This window comes from Stenotrophomonas sp. STK16_22 (assembly GCF_051984505.1).
GTDB lineage: Bacteria > Pseudomonadota > Gammaproteobacteria > Xanthomonadales > Xanthomonadaceae > Stenotrophomonas > Stenotrophomonas maltophilia_A.
This window is the reverse complement of sequence record NZ_CP196972.1, coordinates 2,383,348-2,402,338: the sequence shown is the minus strand read 5'-3', so window position 1 is coordinate 2,402,338 and position 18,991 is coordinate 2,383,348. Positions and strand designations below refer to the sequence as shown.

Genomic DNA, 18,991 nt, shown 5'->3' with positions numbered 1-18,991 from the left:
CACGCGCAATGGCGTGGCGCCCTTGAAACGAGGATCAGAAATCGATGGTGGCCGACAGCAGGGCGGTGCGTGGCGTACCCAGCCCCGAGCCGAGGCTGCCCGCCCAGTACGCCTTGTTGGTCACGTTCTGCACGGTGGCACGCAGTACCAGCGGATGGCCGGCCGCTTGCGTCGCATAGCGGGCACCGAGATCGAACACGGTGCGGCCCGCCACCCCCTGGCTGTTGTCAGCAGTGATGTAGCCCTTGGACAGGCTGACCGCGTTGCCGGTGAGGGTGAGGCCGGCAACGGTCGGCACGTCCCATTCGACGCCCAGCTTGCCCTGCCATTGCGGTGTGGCCGTCGCCAACCGGCCTTCGTTGATACCGCCCTGGGTACGGGTCAGCTTCGGCTGCAGCCAGCCGATGCCACCGAGCACGCGCAGCTGTTCGGTGGCCTGGCCGAACACAGTCCATTCCACGCCCCGGTTGCGCTGCTGGCCGCCGAACGAGAACACGTTGGTCGCCGGGTCGGTGTAGGAGCTGGGCTTTTCGATCTCGTACACGCTCAATGCGCTGGCCAAGCGGCCGAAGTCGAGCTTGGCACCGACCTCGCGCTGACGGGTCTTGAACGGCGGGAACACGTCGCCCGCGTTGGCGGCGGTTGCCGGGGCGGTGCTGCCCTGGCTCAGGCCTTCGATGTAATTGGCATACAGTGACAGGCGGTCGCTGGCCTTGAACAGCAGTGCACCGGCCGGGGTGTTGGCGCTGGCGTCGTAGCGTGCGGTGCGCTTGCCTGTGCCGCCATCGAAGGTATCGCTGAGCACGGTCTGGTGACGGATGCCCAGGGTCAGCTGCACACGATCATCGATGAAGGACAGCGTATCGGCGATGCCGAAGCTGGTGGTGCGCACTTCCGCGGTCTTCGGCAGCGACGCATCACTGAAGCTGCGGTCGATGGCAGGGCCCCACTGCGGGTTGTAGATATTGGTTACCCAATCGCGGGCCAGCAGGTTGCGCTTGAAGCCGAACTTCTGGTCGTGCTGGTACCAGGCTGCACTGATGGCCAGCGTGTGATCGACCGCGCCGGTGCGGAAACGCGCCGACAATCCGGCTTCGGCGGTGTCCTTGCTGTAGATGAAGCGTTGGTGGGCGAAGTTGTTGCGGAAGTCGCCGGCGGTGTTGGTGATCAGCGTGGTGGCACTGGCGATGGAGTCGAAATCGGTATGGCCGTGGCCGTAGCTGGCATGCGCCTGCAGGTAGTCATTGATGTCGAACGACCAGCGCAGTGCGGCGGCCTGGTCCTTGACGGTGCTGAAGGTCCAGTCCGGTGCAAACAGGGTGCTGGCTTTCGGCGGGCGGGGCACGGCCAGGCCGGGCGCCAGCGAGACGCCACGGTTGAGGCCATCCACATGGTCGCGGCTGCTGAACAGGTCCAGCGACACCTGCGAGCGCTCACCACGCCAGTCCAGGCCGAGCGATGCGAGCTGCGTCTTGTGCTGCTGGTGGTCGGTGGCGGTGTCGCCGTCGCGATGCACGGCATTGAGGCGTACGCCGAACTGCTTGTCCGCGCCGAAGCGGCGGCCGACATCCAGGTGACCGCCCCACTGCGCGTCGCTGCCGTAGCTGGCGGTGAAGCGGGTCAGCGGCGTGTCGCCTGCACGCTTGGGTACCACGTTAACCGCACCGCCCACCGAGCCACCGGGCGGCATGCCGTTGAGCAGCGCGGACGGGCCCTTCAGCACTTCGATGCTCTCGGCCAGTTCGGGAGTGACGCGGTAGTAGGGGATCAGCCCGTACAGGCCACCAAAGCCGATATCCGACGAGGCGACACCGAAACCGCGGATGTTGAAGTAGTCGGTGATGCCACCACTGGAGCCACTGTTGTAGACGCTGGGGTCGGTCAGTGCGATGACCCGCACCAGGTCCGGCGCCTGGATGTTGTCGATGAATTCGGCGGTGTAGCGGGTGGTGTTGAACGGCGTGTCCATGAAGTCGAGCTCGCCGAGCAGGCCGACGCCGCTGCCGCGCGTGACCTGGCCGCCGGCGTAGGTATCGGTGGGTGCGGTCTTGTCGGCGCGCACGTTCACGGTGGGCAACTGGCGGGCGCCATCGGGTGCATCGTTGGCGTGTGCGGCGGTGGCGATCAGCAGGGTGGGCAGCAACGCCGCACGGGCGGCCAGAGACAGCGCCGAGCGGCGTGGGAGGGGCAGGGTTCGCAGGGGGAGGGACATGGCGGTTCTCGTGTGGTGGGTCGTGCGATCGGCCAGCACGGCGCCGTCTGTGACCTGCGGGGGCAGGACGACGCGGGCTGTGGAATGGCTGGCAGAGGGCACGGCACTGCCGCTGTGGCAGTGCTGCACGCGAGGTGCGTGGGCGATCTGTGGCTGGGTGGAACGAAGCGCGGGGCGCGGATACTGCGGGGTGGATCAGATATCGTCGGCGAGGTCGTCGAGGTCCTGCAGGCCACCGCCGCGTGCCAGCACGCGCTCGTAGTTGCGGCGGCGACGCTGGTCGGTCTCGGTGGTGGTCTCGCCACGTTTCCAGTAGCCGGCCACGGCAACGTCGCTGCGTGGCAGGCCGACCGTTTCGATGAAGTGGCGGCGCAGGGCACGCATTTCCTCGCGCTCGCCGGCCGCCCAGACCGTGCTGCCGGGTTCCGGCCGCAGTTGGCGCGCCTGCTGCAGCAACGGCACGTCACCGGTGGCGAGGCGGAGCACGCGGACACCTTCAATGGCGGGCAGTTCGTCTACCGGGAATGCATCATCCGAGGCGATCCAGGCCTCTGCGCGCAGGTCGGCCGGCCACTGCTGCAGCAATGCAAACAGGGCAGGGATGGCGCTTGGGTCGGCGAACAGCAGGGCGCAGGTGCCCTCGCGCTGCGGTACCTGCAGATTGGGGCGCGGTCCGGTCAGATCGAAGGCATCACCGGGGCGCAGCGCACGTACCCAGGCCAGCATCGGCCCCGGCGCCTCGTGCAGCACTACGTCCAGGGTGAACTGGCGGGTGTTGGGATCGAGGCTGCGCACGGTGTAGATCCGTGACACATCGCCGAACGTGGCGCCGAGCTGGATGCGCACGGCGGTGTTGGCACGCTGCCAGGGCGCGAGTTCTGGATGTTCCGGCAGCTGGACCACGAGGCGCAGCAGGCTGGCGCACGGCTGTGCAACCGCGACCACCTGGACCTGCAGCGCCTGCTGGCCGCGATCATGGTCGGCGCCGCGCAGCGGCCCGGCCGGGGTGATTGAAGTGGGGGACGCGGACATCGACAACGATCCTGGACACTGCAAATGCTAATTAGTTACATCATAGTAAACTAAATTGATCGTGCCGCAACCGGGGCCTGTCCACGGACCGCTGCGACGCGTTGACCGCGGCGTCGCTGCGGACCACCATGACAGCCCTTGCCCGCGCACCGCGCAGGAACCGTTACCGCATGGCTGCACCGAAAAAGACCGCTGCCCGTGGGCGACCGCCCACCATCACCCGCGAGCGCATCGCCGACGCCGGCATTGCCATGACGCTGCCGGGGCTGAGCTTCGTGGGCGTGGCGGCGGCGCTGGGGGTCAGCCACATCGCGCTGTACAAGCATGTGGCGAATCTGGCGGCACTGCGCGAGCTGGTGGCCGAGGCGATCTTCGAGCGTTGGCAGGCACCGGCACTGGATGCCGCTGGCCGGCGCAGCATCGAGGAGGATCTGCGTGCGTTCCAACGTTCACTGCGGACGCTGGTGGACGGGAATCCGGGGCTGGCGCCGTTCCTGGTCAGCCACGGCGCGAAGACACCGGAGATGCTGGCGCGCATCCAGCGCCACCATGCCGAATTCAGCCGCGTGCATGATCTGCCGCTCGAGCAGGCGGCGTGGCTGCTGTCGACCGTGGCCTATCACGCCGTGGCGTTGGCCGACACCGTGTACTCACGCCATGCGGTGGTGGATACCACGCGATGCCCGCTGGATCGGAAGGCGCAGGAGGCCGAGTTCGACCGCAGCATGGAAGCGTTGATCATCGGAGCATTGACGATGTGCGGGCGCACGGCAACGTAGTCGCCAACCTTGGTTGGCGCCGCGATGTGTCGGTGCCCACCAAGGTGGGCATCTACCGGTCAAGCGGCATCCTTGCGCTCCGCATCTTCCATGCCCGGGCTGACTCGCCGGCCGATGTCCTTCAACCGCGCCAGCTGATCCACCATCGACGGTGCATCGTCCAGGCTGCCGACGAACGTCCACAGATAGGTCATCACCGCGTACACATGACCCGGCGTCACACCGTCGGTGGTGGCGAGTCGTCCGATGGTCAGCGCGAACAACACCGCCGCCGCCGCACCCACCACCACGAAGGCCCCAGCTTCTCGGTCCGAGAGCAGGATGCGCAGCCGCGACAGCGTGGTGTAGTGGCGACGCAGCACCGAGGGACTGACCCGGTCGACCAGGCGGATCTCATGCTCCAGCCGGTTGTTCAGTCGCCCATGCAGCTGCTCGTTGCGGCGTGCGAACGACGGCAGCAGCAACAATGCACCCAGCAGTGCGACCAGGCTTGCAGCGCCCACCAGCGGTTCGATCGCCAGCAGCATCGCTGCCGCACCAAACATTGATACCAGCGCGGTGGCGATGATCGGTACGTGCTTTTCGAAGAAGTCGACGAACTCACGGGCCAGCACAACGCGTGCGGCCGAGGTGGAGGTGGCGTGGCCCAGCCTGCGCTGCGCCTGCACCACGTTCACCGCCAGGTCGGCATAGATGCGGGTGAAGGTACGGGTATCGACCGCACGGCGGGCAGCACCGACCAGCCAGAACAGCAGCACCACGCCGGCGTAGGAAATGGCATGGCCGATGTTGCCTCGGATGATCGCGTCCACCGCGAAGCCGGCAAGCAGCGGATAGGCCAGCAGCAGCGCATTTTCCAGCGCCACCAGCGAAAAGGTGCCGGTGAGCTGCCACGGATAGGTTCGCAGGATGGCCTTGAGAGTGGCGGCCGCGTTCTGCTGGCCGATGCTGCCGGCGGCGGCCGCCGGATCATGTGGGGGGGGCATGGGGGTGCCTGGGCGAGGTGGAGGCAGGGCAGGGGGCCGGATACCTGTCGCCTCCCTGGTCACGCCCAGTATCGGCGGCCCTTTGGAGTGGGTATGGAGGGACGATGGAGATTGCGTGGAGAAACCGGCGCCGTTCAGCGATGCGAATGTCCACCAAGGTGGGCCGCTACCAGGGCAGTGTCTACCGCCTCAACGGCAGGCATGCACCGGCCAGCGGATTTCGAAGGCACTGCCACCACGTTCGGTGGCCCGGCATAGCGCTGTTCCGTGATGGGCCACGGCAATCGCACGCACCACGGCCAGGCCAAGCCCGGAGCCACCACTCTGCCGCGAACGCGAGACATCCGTGCGCTGGAAGGCTTCGAAGATGCTGTCGCGAAGGTCGTCCGGCACACCGGGGCCGCCATCTTCCACCGTGACGGTGCAATGGCCTTCTGCCAGCGTCACGTACACCCGCAGCGGGCAGGGAATGGCATGGCGTCGTGCATTCTCCAACAGTGCCAGTACTGCCTGGCGGATGCGTGCAGGATCGCAGTCGGCCAGCGAAGGTCGTGCGTCCAATGTCACCGAGAAACCACTCTCGGTCAGTGCCTCGGACATCGCTTCAACCACCGCGGCCACCTGCACACTGACATCGCTGCGCTGCAGGCGCAGATCCAGGTGGCCACTCTCGGCCAGACTGACCACGCGCAGGTCCTCGATGATGCGGGTCAGGCCTTCCAGCTGGGTGAGCATGCTGTTGAACTGCTCAGGCCCCGGCTCGAACACGCCTTCGGCGATGCCCTGCAGGCGGCCGCGCAGGATGGTCATCGGCGTGCGCAGTTCATGCGCGATCGCCGCGTTCCAGAACACCCGGTTCTCGGACATCCGGCTCAGCCGTTCTGCCATGGAGTTGAAATCGCTGACCAGCGTGGCCGCTTCGGCCATCGTGGTATCACCACCGCGTGCACGCGCTTCCAGATCGCCACTGGCGACCCGGCGCAGGCTTTCGGCCACCGAGTTCAACGGCGTGATGATGCGCCGGGTCAGGCGCGAGGCGACCAGCGTGGCGAAGATGACGACCACGGTGGCGGTCAATCCGATCCACAGCCATTCCAGCCCGGACGGCATGATCGTTTCCGGCTCGTCGTACCAGCGCGGATAGAACACCTCCATGAGGTAATAGAACAGGTAGAAGCCGCTGATCGACAGCACCGTCGAACACAGCGAGGCCACCGTGATGGACAGCGTGATCTGGCGTCCGATGCTCTTGCCTTTGGGGTTCATCATTCAGTCCAGGAAGCGGTAGCCGACGCCGCGGATGGTGGCGGGAATGCCGATCACGCCGACATCCTCCAGCTTGCGCCGCAGTTTGCTGACATGGCTGTCGACGGTGCGTTCCTGCGCGTCGCCCTCGGGCAGGCAGGCATGCAGGAGATCGGCCCGCGCATGCACCTGCCGTGGCGCGCGTGCCATATGCACCAGCAGCCGGAACTCGGTGAGGGTGAAGTTCAGCTCGTGCACCTGCTCGCCATGGCGCACGGTCACCTCGTGGCTGCGCAGGTCGATCTCGAAGGGCCCTTGGCGGATCAACCCGTTGGGCGCTTCGACCAGGGGCCGGGAACTCCGGCGCAGCACGGCCTGGATGCGGGCGACGATCTCGGCCGGATTGAACGGCTTGGCCACGTAGTCGTCGGCGCCCACGCGCAGGCCGGTCAGCTTGTCCACGTCCTGGTCGAGCGCAGTGAGCATGATGACCGGGGTGTTGCCGATCCGTCGCAGTTCGCTCAGCACCTGCCAGCCATCCAGTTTTGGCATCTGCACATCCAGCAGCACCAGGTCCGGACGCAGTTGGCGGTGGCTGGCGAGTGCCGCCTCACCGTCTGCGGCGCGGGCGCTGCGCAGGCCGGAACGGGCCAGGTAGGCACTGAGGATGTCGGCGATTTCGCCCTCATCTTCGGCAATCAGCACCAAGGGTGCCTGTCGGGTACGGAGATCGTTCATTGCGTGATGCGGGTTCGGGGCAAGGGTGGGCAAGGGTGGGCAAGGGCGGGATCTGGGGCAGGGTCATCGTCGGCACTGCATGTCCTGCGCCTCTTCGTTGGCAGCCCAGGCCAGGGTGGCCAGCACCAGCGTGCGCCGCAGACTCGGTTCCACTGCACCTGCGCCGCGCAGCTGCTGCAGCATCAGGGTGGACACCGCCGCCGGCAGCTTGCTCCAGCGCGATGCCATGGGAGTGGCATCTACCCGGACCTGCAGCCGCAAGGCCATGCCCAGGATGGCGCGCAGGCGCAGTGCCAGCAGGGCGACGACCACGAGAGTGGCTAGGGCGAGCAGCAGATGCAGGGTGGCGTCGGCGACCGGGTGCGTTGCCGCCCAGACCGCCAGACCAATCAGCGCCAGCGACGCGAGTGCGCCGGAACGGCCAGTGCCACCGGGCCCATCGCTGCGGAACCCCACCAGGGCGGCCGCCCCGAAGCCCGCCAGCAGCGGGGGTAACGGATCCGGCGCGGCCAGCATCCAGCTGGTGGTCGATGCCAACACGACGGCGATCAACCACGGCGAAGGCGCACACCACGCCAGGTAGGCACGGCGCACATCGATGGGTGGCAGGTCTGGATGGGAAAGGGACACGGCAGGCGGGCAGTCGGCGAGGCCGACGAGGCTAGCGACCGTTGATGGAGACTCGGTCGAGATTGTGTCGAGATTGCGTGGACGCAGGCCGCAGCATTCAGGCGCGGGGCTGGTGCCTGAACGGCTGCCGCGCCTCCATGCAATCTCCACAGTGGCTCCAAGAAACGTCCATCGGCGGCTTCCAGACTGCGGTTTCGGCGGTCGCACTGGGCGACTGCACGCAGCCGGGCGTTTCGATGAGCAACCGCAGGACCTGGATCATTGCCGCTACGGTGGCCACATTGGCCGCCGGCGCTGGATGGTGGGCGTTTGCCGGCGGCGATGATGCCGCGCTGATCACCGCACCGGCAAGGGTGGCGGATCTGGAGAAGACCGTACAGGCGGTCGGCCGGGTCCATCCCAAGGAGCTGGTGGCGGTGGGTGCGCAGGTGTCCGGCCAGGTCAAGCGCCTGCATGTGGTGCTGGGCCAGCGCGTACAGGCCGGTGACCTGATCGCCGAGGTCGATTCGCAGCCGCAGCGTATCGCGCTGCGCAGTGCCGAGGCGGCCACCAACACGCTGCGCGCCCAGCATGCCGCCAGCCAGGCCCGCTATGCGCAGGCCAGCCGTGCTTACCAGCGGCAGTCGCAGCTGGTGGCGTCGCGCCTGGTGTCACAGGAAGGTTTCGAAGCCGCACGCGTGGCGCGCGATGCGGCACGCTCAGAGGTGGCCGCGCTGCAGGCGCAGATCGACCAGGCCGTGACCCAGGTCGAAACCGCACGGATCAACCTGGGCTATACCCGCATTGTTTCGCCCAGCGACGGTTACATCGTGGCCATCGTCACCAAGGCCGGGCAGACGTTGAACTCGATGCAGACCACCCCGACCATCGTGATGCTGGCGCAGATGGATACGATGACCGTGCGCGCCGAGATCGCCGAGGCCGACGTCGAGCTGGTGGCGCCGGGACAACCGCTGTGGTTCTCGACATTGGGGCAGAGCGGCCGCCGCTATGAATCCCACCTGCAGCAGCTGGAACCGGCGCCGTCCTCGATTGCCGACGTCGCCACCGGCAATGCGGGTGGCTCTGCGCAGACGCCGAAGGCGGTGTACTACGCCGGCCTGTTCGACGTGGCCAATCCCGGCCTGAAGCTGAAGCCCTCGATGACGGTGAAGGTGACCCTGGAGCTGGCACGGGTTGCCAACGCGCTGCAGGTGCCATTGACGGCGCTGGTTGAGTCGAATGACAAGGACGGCAACCGCGGCACCGTGCGTGTGGTCGATGCCAAGGGCCGCCCCCAGCAGCGTGCGGTGACGACCGGCCTGCGCACCGCCACCGCCGTGCAGATCCTGTCCGGCCTGCGCGAGGGTGAGAACGTCGTGGTCGGCCAGGCGCCCAGCGGCGCTGAGCCGGAAGCCGCCAGCCTGTTGGGGATGTGAGCATGGCCGACGCACTGCTGGAACTGCATGGCGTATCGCGCGCCTATCGCTCCGCCGCCGGCGAGGTGGTGGTGCTGAAGGACGTTTCGCTGCGCATCGATGCCGGCGAGTTCATCGCCATCATCGGCCCCTCGGGCTCGGGCAAGTCCACGCTGATGAACATCCTTGGCTGCCTGGACCGGCCGACCGACGGCAGCTATCGGGTGAACGGCGAGGCCACCGAGCAGATGGCGCCGGACGCGCTGGCACGCCTGCGCCGCGAGCATTTCGGCTTCATCTTCCAGCGCTACAACCTGATGGAGAACCTGAGTGCCACCGAGAACGTGGCGCTGCCGGCAGTCTATGCCGGCGTGGAGGCGGACGTGCGCACTGCCCGTGCACGCACGCTGCTGGAAACGCTGGGGCTGGGCGAACGCATGGCGAACCGGCCGAGCCAGCTGTCCGGCGGCCAGCAGCAGCGCGTGTCCATTGCCCGTTCGCTGATGAACGGCGGCGCGATCGTGCTGGCCGATGAACCCACCGGCGCGCTCGATCACGCCAGTGGTCAGCAGGTGATGGCCGAGCTGAAGCGCCTGCATGCACAGGGCCACACGGTGATCCTGGTGACGCATGATGCGGCGATTGCCGCCAACGCGGCGCGGGTGATCGAGATCGCCGACGGCCGGGTGGTGACCGACCGCGGCGAGCGGGGATCGCGTGCTGTGGCTGAAACACCCGGGACCGAACGCGGCGTGTCACCGGTCACCGAGCGCCGCGCACGCATGGATGCGATTCGCGAAGCCGCGCGGATGGCCGTGCGCTCGATGCTGGCCCATCGCCTGCGCACGCTGCTGACCATGCTCGGGATCATCATCGGCGTAGCGGCCGTGGTGACCGTGGTTGCGCTGGGCAAGGGTGCACAGGCGCAGGTTGAATCACAGATAAACGAACTGGGCGCCAGTACGCTGGAGATCTTCCCAGGCTCGGATTTCGGTGACCCGCGCTCGGCGGAGATCGAGACCCTGGTGGTGGGCGATGCGGACCATCTTGCGGCGCTGAGTTACGTGGACAGCGTGAGCCCGAACCTGAGCGGATCGGTGGCGGCGCTGCAAGGCAATCGGCGTGCCAACACCCAGGTGCTGGGCGTAGGCGCCGACATGCCGCGCGTGCGTGGGCTGCGGTTGAAGGCCGGCCGCTTCTTCACCGACGCCGAAGTGGACGCGCACCGTGCCGTGGGCGTGGTCGACCAGAAGGCGGCCAAAGCGCTGTTCAGCGGCAGCCCGATCGGCAGCACGGTGCTGCTGGGCGGCATGCCGGTGGAGGTGATCGGTGTGGTCGGGGCCAATGCGTTCGCTGGCGGTGCAACCCCGACGGTCTACGTGCCGTATACCTCGGCGGCCTCGCGGCTGCTGGGCAGCGAGCGCCTGGAGAGCATCACGGTGCGCGTGCGCGACAACGTACCCACCAACGCCGCCGAAGCCTCGCTGGGGGCCGAGCTGGAGCGGTTGCATGGCCGTCGTGACTTCTTCATCTACAACGCCGACCAGATCCGCAAGGCGGTGATGAAGTCCAGCCAGACCATGGCCGCGCTGGTCTCCGCCATTGCCGCCGTGGCGCTGGTGGTTGGCGGGGTGGGGGTGATGAACATCATGCTGGTCTCGGTGAAGGAGCGCGTGCGCGAGATCGGCGTGCGTCTGGCAGTGGGGGCGCGGCAGGGCGACATCCTGCGCCAGTTCCTGATCGAGGCGGTGCTGATCTGCCTGTTCGGTGGCGTGCTGGGGGTGCTGTTCGCTTTCGGGGTGGGGGCGCTGTCCAGCCTGCTGTCGCTGGGTGTGCCGTTCCTGTTTACGGCGGGGCCGGTGCTCGCCGCGCTGGCATGTTCGTCTGCGATCGGGCTTGGATTCGGCTACTTCCCGGCGCGCAGTGCGGCGCAGCTCGACCCGATCCAGGCGCTGGCAGCGGAGTAGGCGCAGGCCCGGTGCGGGCATTTGTGGAGCCGAAGGCAACGGCAGGAGCCGTTGCCTTTGGCTCCACAGGAGCAGCCTCAGGATGAGGGGCGCGGATGCGTGCGCACGCGTGCACGCTCGCGATACAGACGGCTGTCGGCGCGCTGCAGGGTGTCGGCCACCGTCTCGCCGGGTGCATGATGGGTCGCGCCCAGCGAGAAGGGCGTGGGTGACTGCCCGGCATGCTGCGCATACCACTGCTCCAGCGCGGCCAGCCGTCCCGGTTCCGGTGCAGTCAGCACCACCATGAACTCGTCGCCACCCATACGCACTACGCTTTCCATTGACCCCAGTGGAGCGCGCAGGAAGGCGGCGAACTCGACCAGCACCGTGTCACCCCGTGCATGGCCCTGGGTGTCGTTGATCTGCTTGAAATGATCCAGATCGAACATCAGGCAGGCCCAAGGCTGGTCGATCAGTTCGTCCAGGCGGGGCAGGAAGCGGCGGTTGTAGCTCTGGGTGAGGGGATCCTTGAAGGACATCTCGCGCAACTGCTGTTCCTGCATCCGCAGTGCGGTGACGTCCTGCGCATGGCCGAGCACGTAGGGTGGGGTGGCCTCGTTGTCGAGCACGTTGTGATACGCCCAGAAATGCCGGGTACCATCGGCGGCGATCAGCTCGATGACGCCGGCATCGGTGTGGTTGACTGCGATGCGTTCCAGATACGCCTTGAACGCGGCCCGCTTCTCCGGCGGCATCAGGTCGCACAAGCTGCGCCCGATCATGTAGCTCTCATCGAAGCCCAGTGACTGCACGGCAGCTGGGTTCACCGAGGTCAGCACGCCCTCCAGCGTGTGGGTGCAGATCAGGCCAAGGCTGTAGTGGAACAACCGCCGGTAGCGGGTTTCGCTGGCTTCCAGTGCATCCAGCGCGGCGCGCTCCTCGGTGATGTCCTGTATGGCCCCGACCAGCCGCGGCCGGCCATCGACCTGCTGCCGGCCTCCAACCACGCGGGTCCAGATGGCTCGTCCGTCGGCGGTGGTCATCGGCAGCTGCACCTCCCACGACGTGCCTTCATCGATGCAACGCTGCACCGCCGTGCGGATGATGTTTCGGCTGTCCTCGCGATAGAACGAGAGCGCAGTTTCGAGCGTCGGTTCGAAGTTGCTGCGCACGCCGTGGATCTGCTTGGTTTCGCGGGTCCAGCGGACCTCGTTGCTGACCAGGTCCATTTCCCAGCCACCCACCCGGGCCGCGCGGTTGGTGCGCTCCAGGAAGTCCTCGCTGCGCTTCAATTCGCGATGCAGGGCCTTGGCCTGGCCGACCTGCGCCATCAGCGTGCTGCGCTGCTCCAGCACCTGGGTGGTGACCCGGGCCAGATGCACCATCAGTTCGCGTTGCGAAGGCGACAGCACGCCGGGCATCGGGTCGAGCAGGCACAGCGTTCCTATGCGCGCGCCATGCGCCGAGCCCAGCGAGATTCCCGCGTAGTGACGGATGCGCGGGCCGCCGGTCACCAGGGGATTGGTGGAGAAGCGAGGGTCCTGGCGCGCGTCCGGAATCTCGAACAGCGTGTCCTGCTGTATGGCATGGGTGCAGAATGAAATCTCGCGCGCGGTTTCGCTGACACCTTCCAGCCCGATGTTGGCCTTGAACCACTGGCGCTCGTCGGCCACTACCGAGATCAGCCCCATGGTCATGCCGGTGGCGGCACGCGCGGCGGCGACGATCGCATCGAAAACAGGCTCTGGCGGCGTGTCGAGCAGGTGCAGGCGGTCGAGTTCAAGCAGTCGTTCGGCTTCGTCCATGGCGCTTTTCAGGGCAGGGTGGCGAGGGCGGCTTCGGCTGTCGGGCACTACGCTAGTGCGTACCGCGTTATGTATCGCCAGCGTCGGGTGATGCCGGTGTGACGCGTTGGCATCAGCGTTTCGGTGGGCCGCACGTGGGTCGAGCCAAAACGTGACGGCGGTCGCGGACATGCAGCGCGTGTCGAACGACGGGGTAACGACGGGGTAGTGCCGGCCGCTGGCCGGCAACCTCATGACATCCGGATCATTGCAGATGCCGGCCAGCGGCCGGCATTACCGGTCGATTGGCCGGCAGGCGACGCAACGCGCAACGCACGCATCACGGGGCGTTCCGCCAGCAGCCGCAATGGTGGGCCGCATAGGCTGGGTAGTGCCGGCCGCTGGCCGGCAACTTCGTGACGCCGGGGTACTGCAGATGCCGGCCAGCGGCCGGCACTACTCCATCACACGACCAATCGTATCGGCCAGCAGCGCCCGCACCCGTTCCGGCGGCAGGTCGGGATCGCGCACGGCGCGCATCGCCAGACCTTCCACCAGCAGCCGCAGCAGCAGGGTTCGGCTGGCAATCCGCTCTTCGTCCACGACGCGGCCCAGATTGACGTCACGCTGGCGCAGCCAGGCATGGATCGCGGCACTGGTCTGCTTGTCATGGGTACGCAGCACCTCGGCCAGCATCGGGTCGCGATGCGCCTCGGCATTGATCTCTGCATACAGGGCCACGCTGGCGATGGCATTACCGTGGATCGGCAGCACCTCGCCGCGTGCCCATTGCTGGTAGCACTCCAGCAGCCCATCAATCAGATCGGACGCCGCCGGCATTTCGCTGATCGAGGCCTGGTCGTGGCGCAGCTGGCGCTCGATCAGGGCCAGGATCAGGGCGCGCTTGTTGGCGAAATAGCGGTACATCAGCCCCTGGCTGATCTCGGCCTCGGCAGCGATATCGCCGATCGAACCGGCATGGAAACCACGGGTGATGAAGCACTTCTGGGCGGCGTCGAGGATGCGCCGGCGCTGGGCTTCGGCATGGGCGGCGGCAGGGGCGTCAGCGGGTGCGGCTACGGCGGTTTTCGGCGTCATTGCATGAAGTCGGGGCGTCCAGAGGCGGGATAGTACGTCACAAAAGGTGTGAATGAACGGTCATTCATTTGTAATTCCCGCCTCCCAGACTGCGCCGGCCTTCTCCTTCCGCGAATGAGTCCGATGCGCCACGCCCTGCTGCACCGCCCGCTGCTCACCCTCGCCATTGCCGCCGCACTGCCGGCGCTGGCCCATGCCGAAGACAGTCCCAGCGCCGACGCCGAGGCATCCGCCGATGCCGCGCGCACCGTGGTCGCCCTTGACCAGGTGATGGTGACTGCGCAGAAACGCGCCACCAACCTGCAGGAGACCCCGATCTCGGTATCGGTGGTCGATGCCGAAGCGCTGAAGGACCGCAGCGCGATTTCGCTGGGCAGCTTGTCCGATGGCTCCATCCCATCACTGCGGGTCACGCCGTTCGCTACCCGCAGTTCTGCGCTGAACATCGGCATCCGTGGCATCGGTGCCTCCGGCGACGCCAACCAACCGGCCCGCGATGCTGGCGTCGGCATCTACGTCGACGGGGTGTTCATGGGCCGCGCGCAGGGCCTGGGTAGCATGCTCTACGACGTGGAGCGCATCGAAGTGCTGAAGGGGCCGCAGGGCACGCTGTTCGGCCGCAATACCGAAGGCGGCGCGGTGAGCATCGTCACCAAGGCGCCGACCGGCGAGTTTGGCGGCAACGTCAGCGCGGGCGTGTCCAACTTCAGCGGCTACAACAGTGCGCTGCACCTGGATCTGCCCAAGGTGGGCGATGTCAGCTTCAAGATCGACGCCGTGCAGGCCAAGCGTGGCGGCACCACCGACAATCCGATGCGCGGCGAGCGTGACTTCAACAGTTACGACAAGCGCGGCGCCCGCCTGAGTGCGCTGTGGCAGCCGAGCGATGACTTCTCTTTGTTGTACGCGTTCGATCGCTCCTATGATGCCACCACGCCATATCACACCCAGGTGCTGGTGCCAGGCGCCTACCTCAGCCCCCTGCAGAAGGCCGGCGCCAGCCAGGATCGCCGCGACAGCGCCATCCTGGGCGGGCCGCAGGAAGACAACATCGGACGGACCAGTGGCCATCTGTTGAACCTGTCGTGGACGCTGAACGACAACCTGGAGTTGAAGTCGATCAGTTCCTACCGTGAACTCACCCAGGGGCAGTTCGACATGGGGCTGGTCGATGCGATTTCGGCCTATGGTGGCGCAGGCACACCCTTCGGGCGTTACAGCCTGGCCCAGGTCTACCAGCACCAGTACAGCCAGGAATTCCAGCTGATCGGCAACACCTCGCAGGTGCAGTTCCTGGGCGGTGCGTTCTATTACCACGAGACCGCTGGTGACAATGCGCAGACCCCGAACATGCTGGTCTGGGGGCCGGGTGGCAACAGCTACACCGTGAATCCGGCGACCAACCCGCTGGATCTCTCGCGGGTACGCATCGATCGCGCCAGCAAGGCCTGGACCGACAGCCTGGGCGTCTTCGGCCAGGCCACGTGGACCCCGGAAGCGATGCAGCGGCTGCACCTGACAGCGGGTGGCCGTTATACCCGCGATGACAAGAAGGGCAGCCTGTACATCGTCAATGGTGCGGCGACCAACCTTGCGTTCAAGGATCGCTGGAGCCGTTTCGACCCGATGGTCAATATCGCCTACGACCTCGGCGAGCACGCGATGGTCTATGCCAAGTACAGCACCGGCTTCAAGGCCGGCGGTGCCAACTCGCGCTCGACCAACTACAGCGCGTTCGGTCCTGAAGAAGTGACGGCCTATGAGCTGGGCTTCAAATCGCAGTTCTGGGACAACCGTGCGCGCCTGAACCTGGCGGTGTTCGATTCGACCATCGCGCACAAACAAATGGACTTCTCGCTGCCGTTCGACCCGAACAGTGGCGAGACCCGCACCACCATGGTCACCACCAATGCATTGAGCGATGGCAAGTCGCGCGGCGCGGAGCTGGAGTTCAACGTGATGCCGGTGGACAACCTCACTCTCGGCCTCAACTACGCCTATACGAAGATCGACGCGCAGACCGCGACGGACCCGTTCGGTGCAGGGGTGCAGGTAACGGTCCAGCCGCTGCTGGCGCCGAAGAACGCCGGAAGCCTGTCGGTCGACTACCTGGTGCCGTTCGCGAACTTCTCGGCACTGAAGTTCCATGTGGACGGCAACTGGTCCGATGGCTACTACACCAGTGAGTACGACCAGATGCTGACCGACAGCTCGTTCGTGGTGAACGCGCGGGTGGCGCTGGTGGATGTGCCGGTCAACAGCACTGGCACCACCATGTCGTTCTCGTTGTGGGCACGCAACCTGCTCGATGAGCAGCACCTGTTCTACAAGATCAACAGCGCGGCGCTGGGCCAGAGCGGCATCTTCAACGACCCGCGTACCTTCGGCCTGGAAATGGCCGTCAACTTCTGATTCGAACGGAGAATTCCATGAAGCACCGCTCTACCGAACTTGTCCTGGCCCTGATGCTCAGCCTGCCGATGGCTGCGACGGCTGCTGCCGCTGATGCGCCGCAGGTCGCCGCCGCGAAGCCGACGGCCATTGCGAACGTGAAGCCCGTCGCTGCCGATGCGCAGCGCGTGATCCCGCTGCAGGGCGCTTGGAACGTGCGTACCTTCGCCGGCCTGCAGGGCCGCCACGGTCCGATTCCGGCCGATGCGTTCGTGCGCACCGCAGACCTCGGCCGCCTCACCGATGCCGACCGTGATGCCCTGGCCGCGGCCGGCGTGAAGCTGGATATCGACCTGCGTACCGCCGATGAAGAGGCGCAGTCGCCGGACCTGCTGGCCAGAGATGATCGCTTTGCCTACCAGCGCATTTCGCTGATGGGCACCGAGAAGATGGACCTGCAGAAGATGATGACCAGTTTCCCGGATTCGCTGGGCGAAGCCTATGTGCAGTGGCTGGGCCACAGCCAGCCGCAGTTCAAGCAGGTGTTCCAGCGCATCGCCGCGCAGCAGGACGGTGCCGTGCTGTTCCATTGCACGGCCGGCAAGGACCGCACCGGCATCATCGCTGGCCTGCTGCTGGACCTGGCGGGCGTGCCGAAGGCCGAGATCGTGCACAACTACGCGATCTCCGCGCACTACCTGGAAGGGCAGCCGAAGGACAGCGCGATGAACGCGCAGATCATGGCGCTGGTCAAGCAGAACCCCGAGATCGCCCGCAAGATGGCCGGTATGGCCGGTACCGCACCGGACAACATGGAGCAGTTCCTGGCGGCGTTGCACAGCCAGTATGGTGGTGCGGAAGGGTACCTGAAGTCGATCGGAGTGAGCGAGCAGGAGATCCAGCAGTTGAAGGTGCGGCTGGGGCAGGCCGGCTGAAGACTGCCAGGCTGAAGGCAGGTGCCGGACAGCCCGGCACCTGCCGTGCGTCATCACGGCTGCTGCGGTGCTACCAGGATGGCGGCATCCAGTACCGGGAATGTCTGCGGTGCCTGGCCGGACGATGCGACCAGGCGGATCTCCAGCGTGATCGTTCCCCCATCGGCGGCATTCAGTGCCTGCAGGGCCCCCAGTTTCTGCGGCAGCGGCACCGCGAACGTGGTTGGGTGGCTGTGATCCATCCCGGCCATGGTCGGCCCGAAGAACGATACGGTGCCGGCGTAGTGCGGACTGTCGGCCGCCACGGAGGCGGTGCCCGCCGGTGCATTGATCAGCACGTCGAACTCGCGCGTATTGTTCAAACCGCGTGGTCGCTCCAGGGTCACTTCGGCAATCAACTGGCGCGGGCCCGATGTGGTCAGGTGCGCGCGCACCGCCTCATTGGGGACAGCCACGCGGACGGCGCCATCGGAGCGTGTGCCGCGCACCAGCCGCACCGCGCCGGCAGCTGCTGGCAGCGTGACCGCCTCCAGCATGTCGTTGCGGCGCGCGTAGACGTAGTCGTAGTCGAAGGCCGTGGTGGAGAAGAACGCACTGGCCGGACGCTCGCCAACGGGCTTGCCCTGTGCATCGACGAAGAAGCGGAACGGTTCGTTCATGAACTGACGCCGCTGGTCGACGTTGATGGGCATGATCGGCTTGCCGCGGGACTGCTGCAGCTGGTTCCACACATCCCACAGGCGGTCCATGTTGGCGTGGTGCAGGTAGAAGATCGGATCGAGTGGTGACAGGAAGTTGGTCATGTTGCCGTAGGGGCCGGGATCGACCGCGCCGACGCCACCGATGCAGTTGTGCACCTTGTTGTGCGGGAATCCTTCCAGTACCGAGAATTTCGTGGCGCCGTCAGGCTGCACCACGTGCGAGGCCGTACGCGAGCTGGTGAAGCTGCGGCTGACATCGTCGTTGTAGAACTCGACCGGCGACAGCCCCGCGTGGATGGTGTCGGGAGACACGGCCGAAGCGGTCTTTGCATCGAAGCCGGGATTCTCGCGCCAGAGGTAGCGGGCGCCGCAGGTGATCGTATAGGCCGCATTGCCCGAGATGCCGGTCTTTTCCGCGACGCTGTAGCCGGTCACATCGTTCCAGACATCGTCTGCAGTGAGGTAGCCGCGGAACTTGAGCTGGCCGCGTTGGCCTGCATCCAGCGTGTCCCAGTAGCGCTGCAACGCCGGGCGCATGAGCCGGGTGAAGACCGCCAGGTTGCGCGTATACGGCGCATAGGCGCTGTCAGTGGGCGTCAATACGCCGTCGAACATCGCCGGGGGAATCCGTGGCAGCTCGGTCCAGTCCCAGTAGGGCATGGCGAACTGCGGATCACCGCTGAGCGTACGGATGGTCTGTTCGAAGTAGCCGACATAGCCCCGGTGCCAGACATAAAACCACCAGTTGCCGTGCGGGCAGTCCATCAGATGCACGAAGGCGTTGCGGAACCAGTTGCGTGGATCGTCTGCCGGCAGTGCCAACATGGCCTTGATGCCACGCGCGTAGCTGGCCAGCATGCGCTGGCCTTCGGGGCTGGTGACGTTGTAGCGGTGGTAGCGCGCCTGCGCGGCCTTTCCGGCCGGCTCAGCACCGCTGGCCCAGGCCCCGGGTGCTACCAGTGACGCCAATGAAGCGCTGGCGGTGGTGGCAAGAAAATCACGACGTGTGTAGCGCATAGCCTTCCCCCTGGTGATTGGTTGAACCGCGTTGGGTTACAAATCACTGGCAGGGCCGGCGGCAGCGTGGCGGCCGGCCCGACGGGGACATCCAGCC

Annotated in this window: 14 protein-coding genes; 5 read left to right on the top strand and 9 right to left on the bottom strand. The window is 66.5% G+C overall.

Features of this window, described 5'->3' with window-relative positions; translation table 11 throughout:
- Window positions 1-34: 34 nt before the first annotated feature.
- A complete protein-coding gene (locus tag ACSYAO_RS11100) occupies window positions 35-2,212 on the bottom strand; it encodes a TonB-dependent receptor (protein ID WP_049461024.1) in 2,178 nt (725 codons plus the stop codon).
- A 195-nt stretch (window positions 2,213-2,407) separates the two neighbouring features.
- Window positions 2,408-3,244, bottom strand: coding sequence for a siderophore-interacting protein (locus tag ACSYAO_RS11095; protein ID WP_049461026.1), 837 nt, complete (start codon window positions 3,242-3,244; stop codon window positions 2,408-2,410).
- Window positions 3,245-3,414: 170 nt separating this feature from the next.
- Here ACSYAO_RS11095 and ACSYAO_RS11090 point away from each other — a divergent pair, with 170 nt between their 5' ends.
- Window positions 3,415-4,023, top strand: a complete 609-nt coding sequence (locus ACSYAO_RS11090) for a TetR/AcrR family transcriptional regulator (RefSeq protein WP_049461028.1) — start codon at window positions 3,415-3,417, stop codon at window positions 4,021-4,023.
- Window positions 4,024-4,082: 59 nt separating this feature from the next.
- Here ACSYAO_RS11090 and ACSYAO_RS11085 read toward each other — a convergent pair whose 3' ends face one another.
- The 4 genes from ACSYAO_RS11085 to ACSYAO_RS11070 all read right to left on the bottom strand — a co-directional run bounded on the left by ACSYAO_RS11085 (window position 4,083) and on the right by ACSYAO_RS11070 (window position 7,622).
- Window positions 4,083-5,009 carry an ABC transporter six-transmembrane domain-containing protein gene (locus tag ACSYAO_RS11085; protein WP_134951760.1) on the bottom strand — a complete coding sequence of 309 codons (927 nt, stop codon included), beginning with the start codon at window positions 5,007-5,009 and terminating at the stop codon, window positions 4,083-4,085.
- Between the two features lie 189 nt (window positions 5,010-5,198).
- The gene (locus ACSYAO_RS11080; RefSeq protein WP_049461165.1) at window positions 5,199-6,275 is read right to left on the bottom strand and encodes an ATP-binding protein; all 1,077 of its coding nucleotides are present in this window, start codon (window positions 6,273-6,275) and stop codon (window positions 5,199-5,201) included.
- Between the two features lie 3 nt (window positions 6,276-6,278).
- The gene (locus tag ACSYAO_RS11075) at window positions 6,279-6,992 is read right to left on the bottom strand and encodes a response regulator (RefSeq protein WP_050509761.1); all 714 of its coding nucleotides are present in this window, start codon (window positions 6,990-6,992) and stop codon (window positions 6,279-6,281) included.
- 63 nt (window positions 6,993-7,055) lie between these two features.
- The gene (locus ACSYAO_RS11070) at window positions 7,056-7,622 is read right to left on the bottom strand and encodes a hypothetical protein (RefSeq protein ID WP_223224626.1); all 567 of its coding nucleotides are present in this window, start codon (window positions 7,620-7,622) and stop codon (window positions 7,056-7,058) included.
- Window positions 7,623-7,858: 236 nt separating this feature from the next.
- On the opposite strand from ACSYAO_RS11070, the gene ACSYAO_RS11065 reads away from it, so the two are divergent.
- Complete coding sequence (locus ACSYAO_RS11065; RefSeq protein ID WP_049461169.1) at window positions 7,859-9,040, top strand: efflux RND transporter periplasmic adaptor subunit; 1,182 nt, start codon at window positions 7,859-7,861, stop codon at window positions 9,038-9,040.
- 2 nt (window positions 9,041-9,042) lie between these two features.
- Window positions 9,043-10,986, top strand: a complete 1,944-nt coding sequence (locus tag ACSYAO_RS11060) for a MacB family efflux pump subunit (RefSeq protein WP_049461034.1) — start codon at window positions 9,043-9,045, stop codon at window positions 10,984-10,986.
- Between the two features lie 77 nt (window positions 10,987-11,063).
- On the opposite strand, the gene ACSYAO_RS11055 is transcribed toward ACSYAO_RS11060, so the two are convergent.
- Window positions 11,064-12,773, bottom strand: coding sequence for a PAS domain S-box protein (locus tag ACSYAO_RS11055; protein ID WP_149908510.1), 1,710 nt, complete (start codon window positions 12,771-12,773; stop codon window positions 11,064-11,066).
- 435 nt (window positions 12,774-13,208) lie between these two features.
- Window positions 13,209-13,850 carry a TetR/AcrR family transcriptional regulator gene (locus ACSYAO_RS11050; protein ID WP_049461037.1) on the bottom strand — a complete coding sequence of 214 codons (642 nt, stop codon included), beginning with the start codon at window positions 13,848-13,850 and terminating at the stop codon, window positions 13,209-13,211.
- Window positions 13,851-13,973: 123 nt separating this feature from the next.
- Between ACSYAO_RS11050 and ACSYAO_RS11045 the strand changes: the two genes are divergently transcribed.
- Complete coding sequence (locus ACSYAO_RS11045; RefSeq protein ID WP_065428845.1) at window positions 13,974-16,262, top strand: TonB-dependent receptor; 2,289 nt, start codon at window positions 13,974-13,976, stop codon at window positions 16,260-16,262.
- 17 nt (window positions 16,263-16,279) lie between these two features.
- Window positions 16,280-17,176, top strand: coding sequence for a tyrosine-protein phosphatase (locus tag ACSYAO_RS11040; protein WP_049461041.1), 897 nt, complete (start codon window positions 16,280-16,282; stop codon window positions 17,174-17,176).
- A gap of 53 nt (window positions 17,177-17,229) precedes the next feature.
- Here the strand turns inward: ACSYAO_RS11040 and ACSYAO_RS11035 are convergent, their stop codons facing one another.
- Complete coding sequence (locus ACSYAO_RS11035) at window positions 17,230-18,894, bottom strand: tyrosinase family protein (RefSeq protein WP_149908509.1); 1,665 nt, start codon at window positions 18,892-18,894, stop codon at window positions 17,230-17,232.
- Window positions 18,895-18,991: the final 97 nt, after the last annotated feature.

Bases quoted from the DNA above. Each gene is read 5' to 3' on its own strand.
- ACSYAO_RS11060 (WP_049461034.1), top strand. From the start codon at position 9,043: ATGGCCGACGCACTGCTGGAACTGCATGGCGTATCGCGCGCCTATCGC.
- ACSYAO_RS11095 (WP_049461026.1), bottom strand. From the start codon at position 3,244: ATGTCCGCGTCCCCCACTTCAATCACCCCGGCCGGGCCGCTGCGCGGC.
- ACSYAO_RS11090 (WP_049461028.1), top strand. From the start codon at position 3,415: ATGGCTGCACCGAAAAAGACCGCTGCCCGTGGGCGACCGCCCACCATC.
- ACSYAO_RS11055 (WP_149908510.1), bottom strand. From the start codon at position 12,773: ATGGACGAAGCCGAACGACTGCTTGAACTCGACCGCCTGCACCTGCTC.
- ACSYAO_RS11100 (WP_049461024.1), bottom strand. From the start codon at position 2,212: ATGTCCCTCCCCCTGCGAACCCTGCCCCTCCCACGCCGCTCGGCGCTG.
- ACSYAO_RS11035 (WP_149908509.1), bottom strand. From the start codon at position 18,894: ATGCGCTACACACGTCGTGATTTTCTTGCCACCACCGCCAGCGCTTCA.
- ACSYAO_RS11085 (WP_134951760.1), bottom strand. From the start codon at position 5,009: ATGCCCCCCCCACATGATCCGGCGGCCGCCGCCGGCAGCATCGGCCAG.
- ACSYAO_RS11075 (WP_050509761.1), bottom strand. From the start codon at position 6,992: ATGAACGATCTCCGTACCCGACAGGCACCCTTGGTGCTGATTGCCGAA.
- ACSYAO_RS11050 (WP_049461037.1), bottom strand. From the start codon at position 13,850: ATGACGCCGAAAACCGCCGTAGCCGCACCCGCTGACGCCCCTGCCGCC.
- ACSYAO_RS11040 (WP_049461041.1), top strand. From the start codon at position 16,280: ATGAAGCACCGCTCTACCGAACTTGTCCTGGCCCTGATGCTCAGCCTG.
- ACSYAO_RS11045 (WP_065428845.1), top strand. From the start codon at position 13,974: ATGCGCCACGCCCTGCTGCACCGCCCGCTGCTCACCCTCGCCATTGCC.
- ACSYAO_RS11065 (WP_049461169.1), top strand. From the start codon at position 7,859: ATGAGCAACCGCAGGACCTGGATCATTGCCGCTACGGTGGCCACATTG.
- ACSYAO_RS11080 (WP_049461165.1), bottom strand. From the start codon at position 6,275: ATGAACCCCAAAGGCAAGAGCATCGGACGCCAGATCACGCTGTCCATC.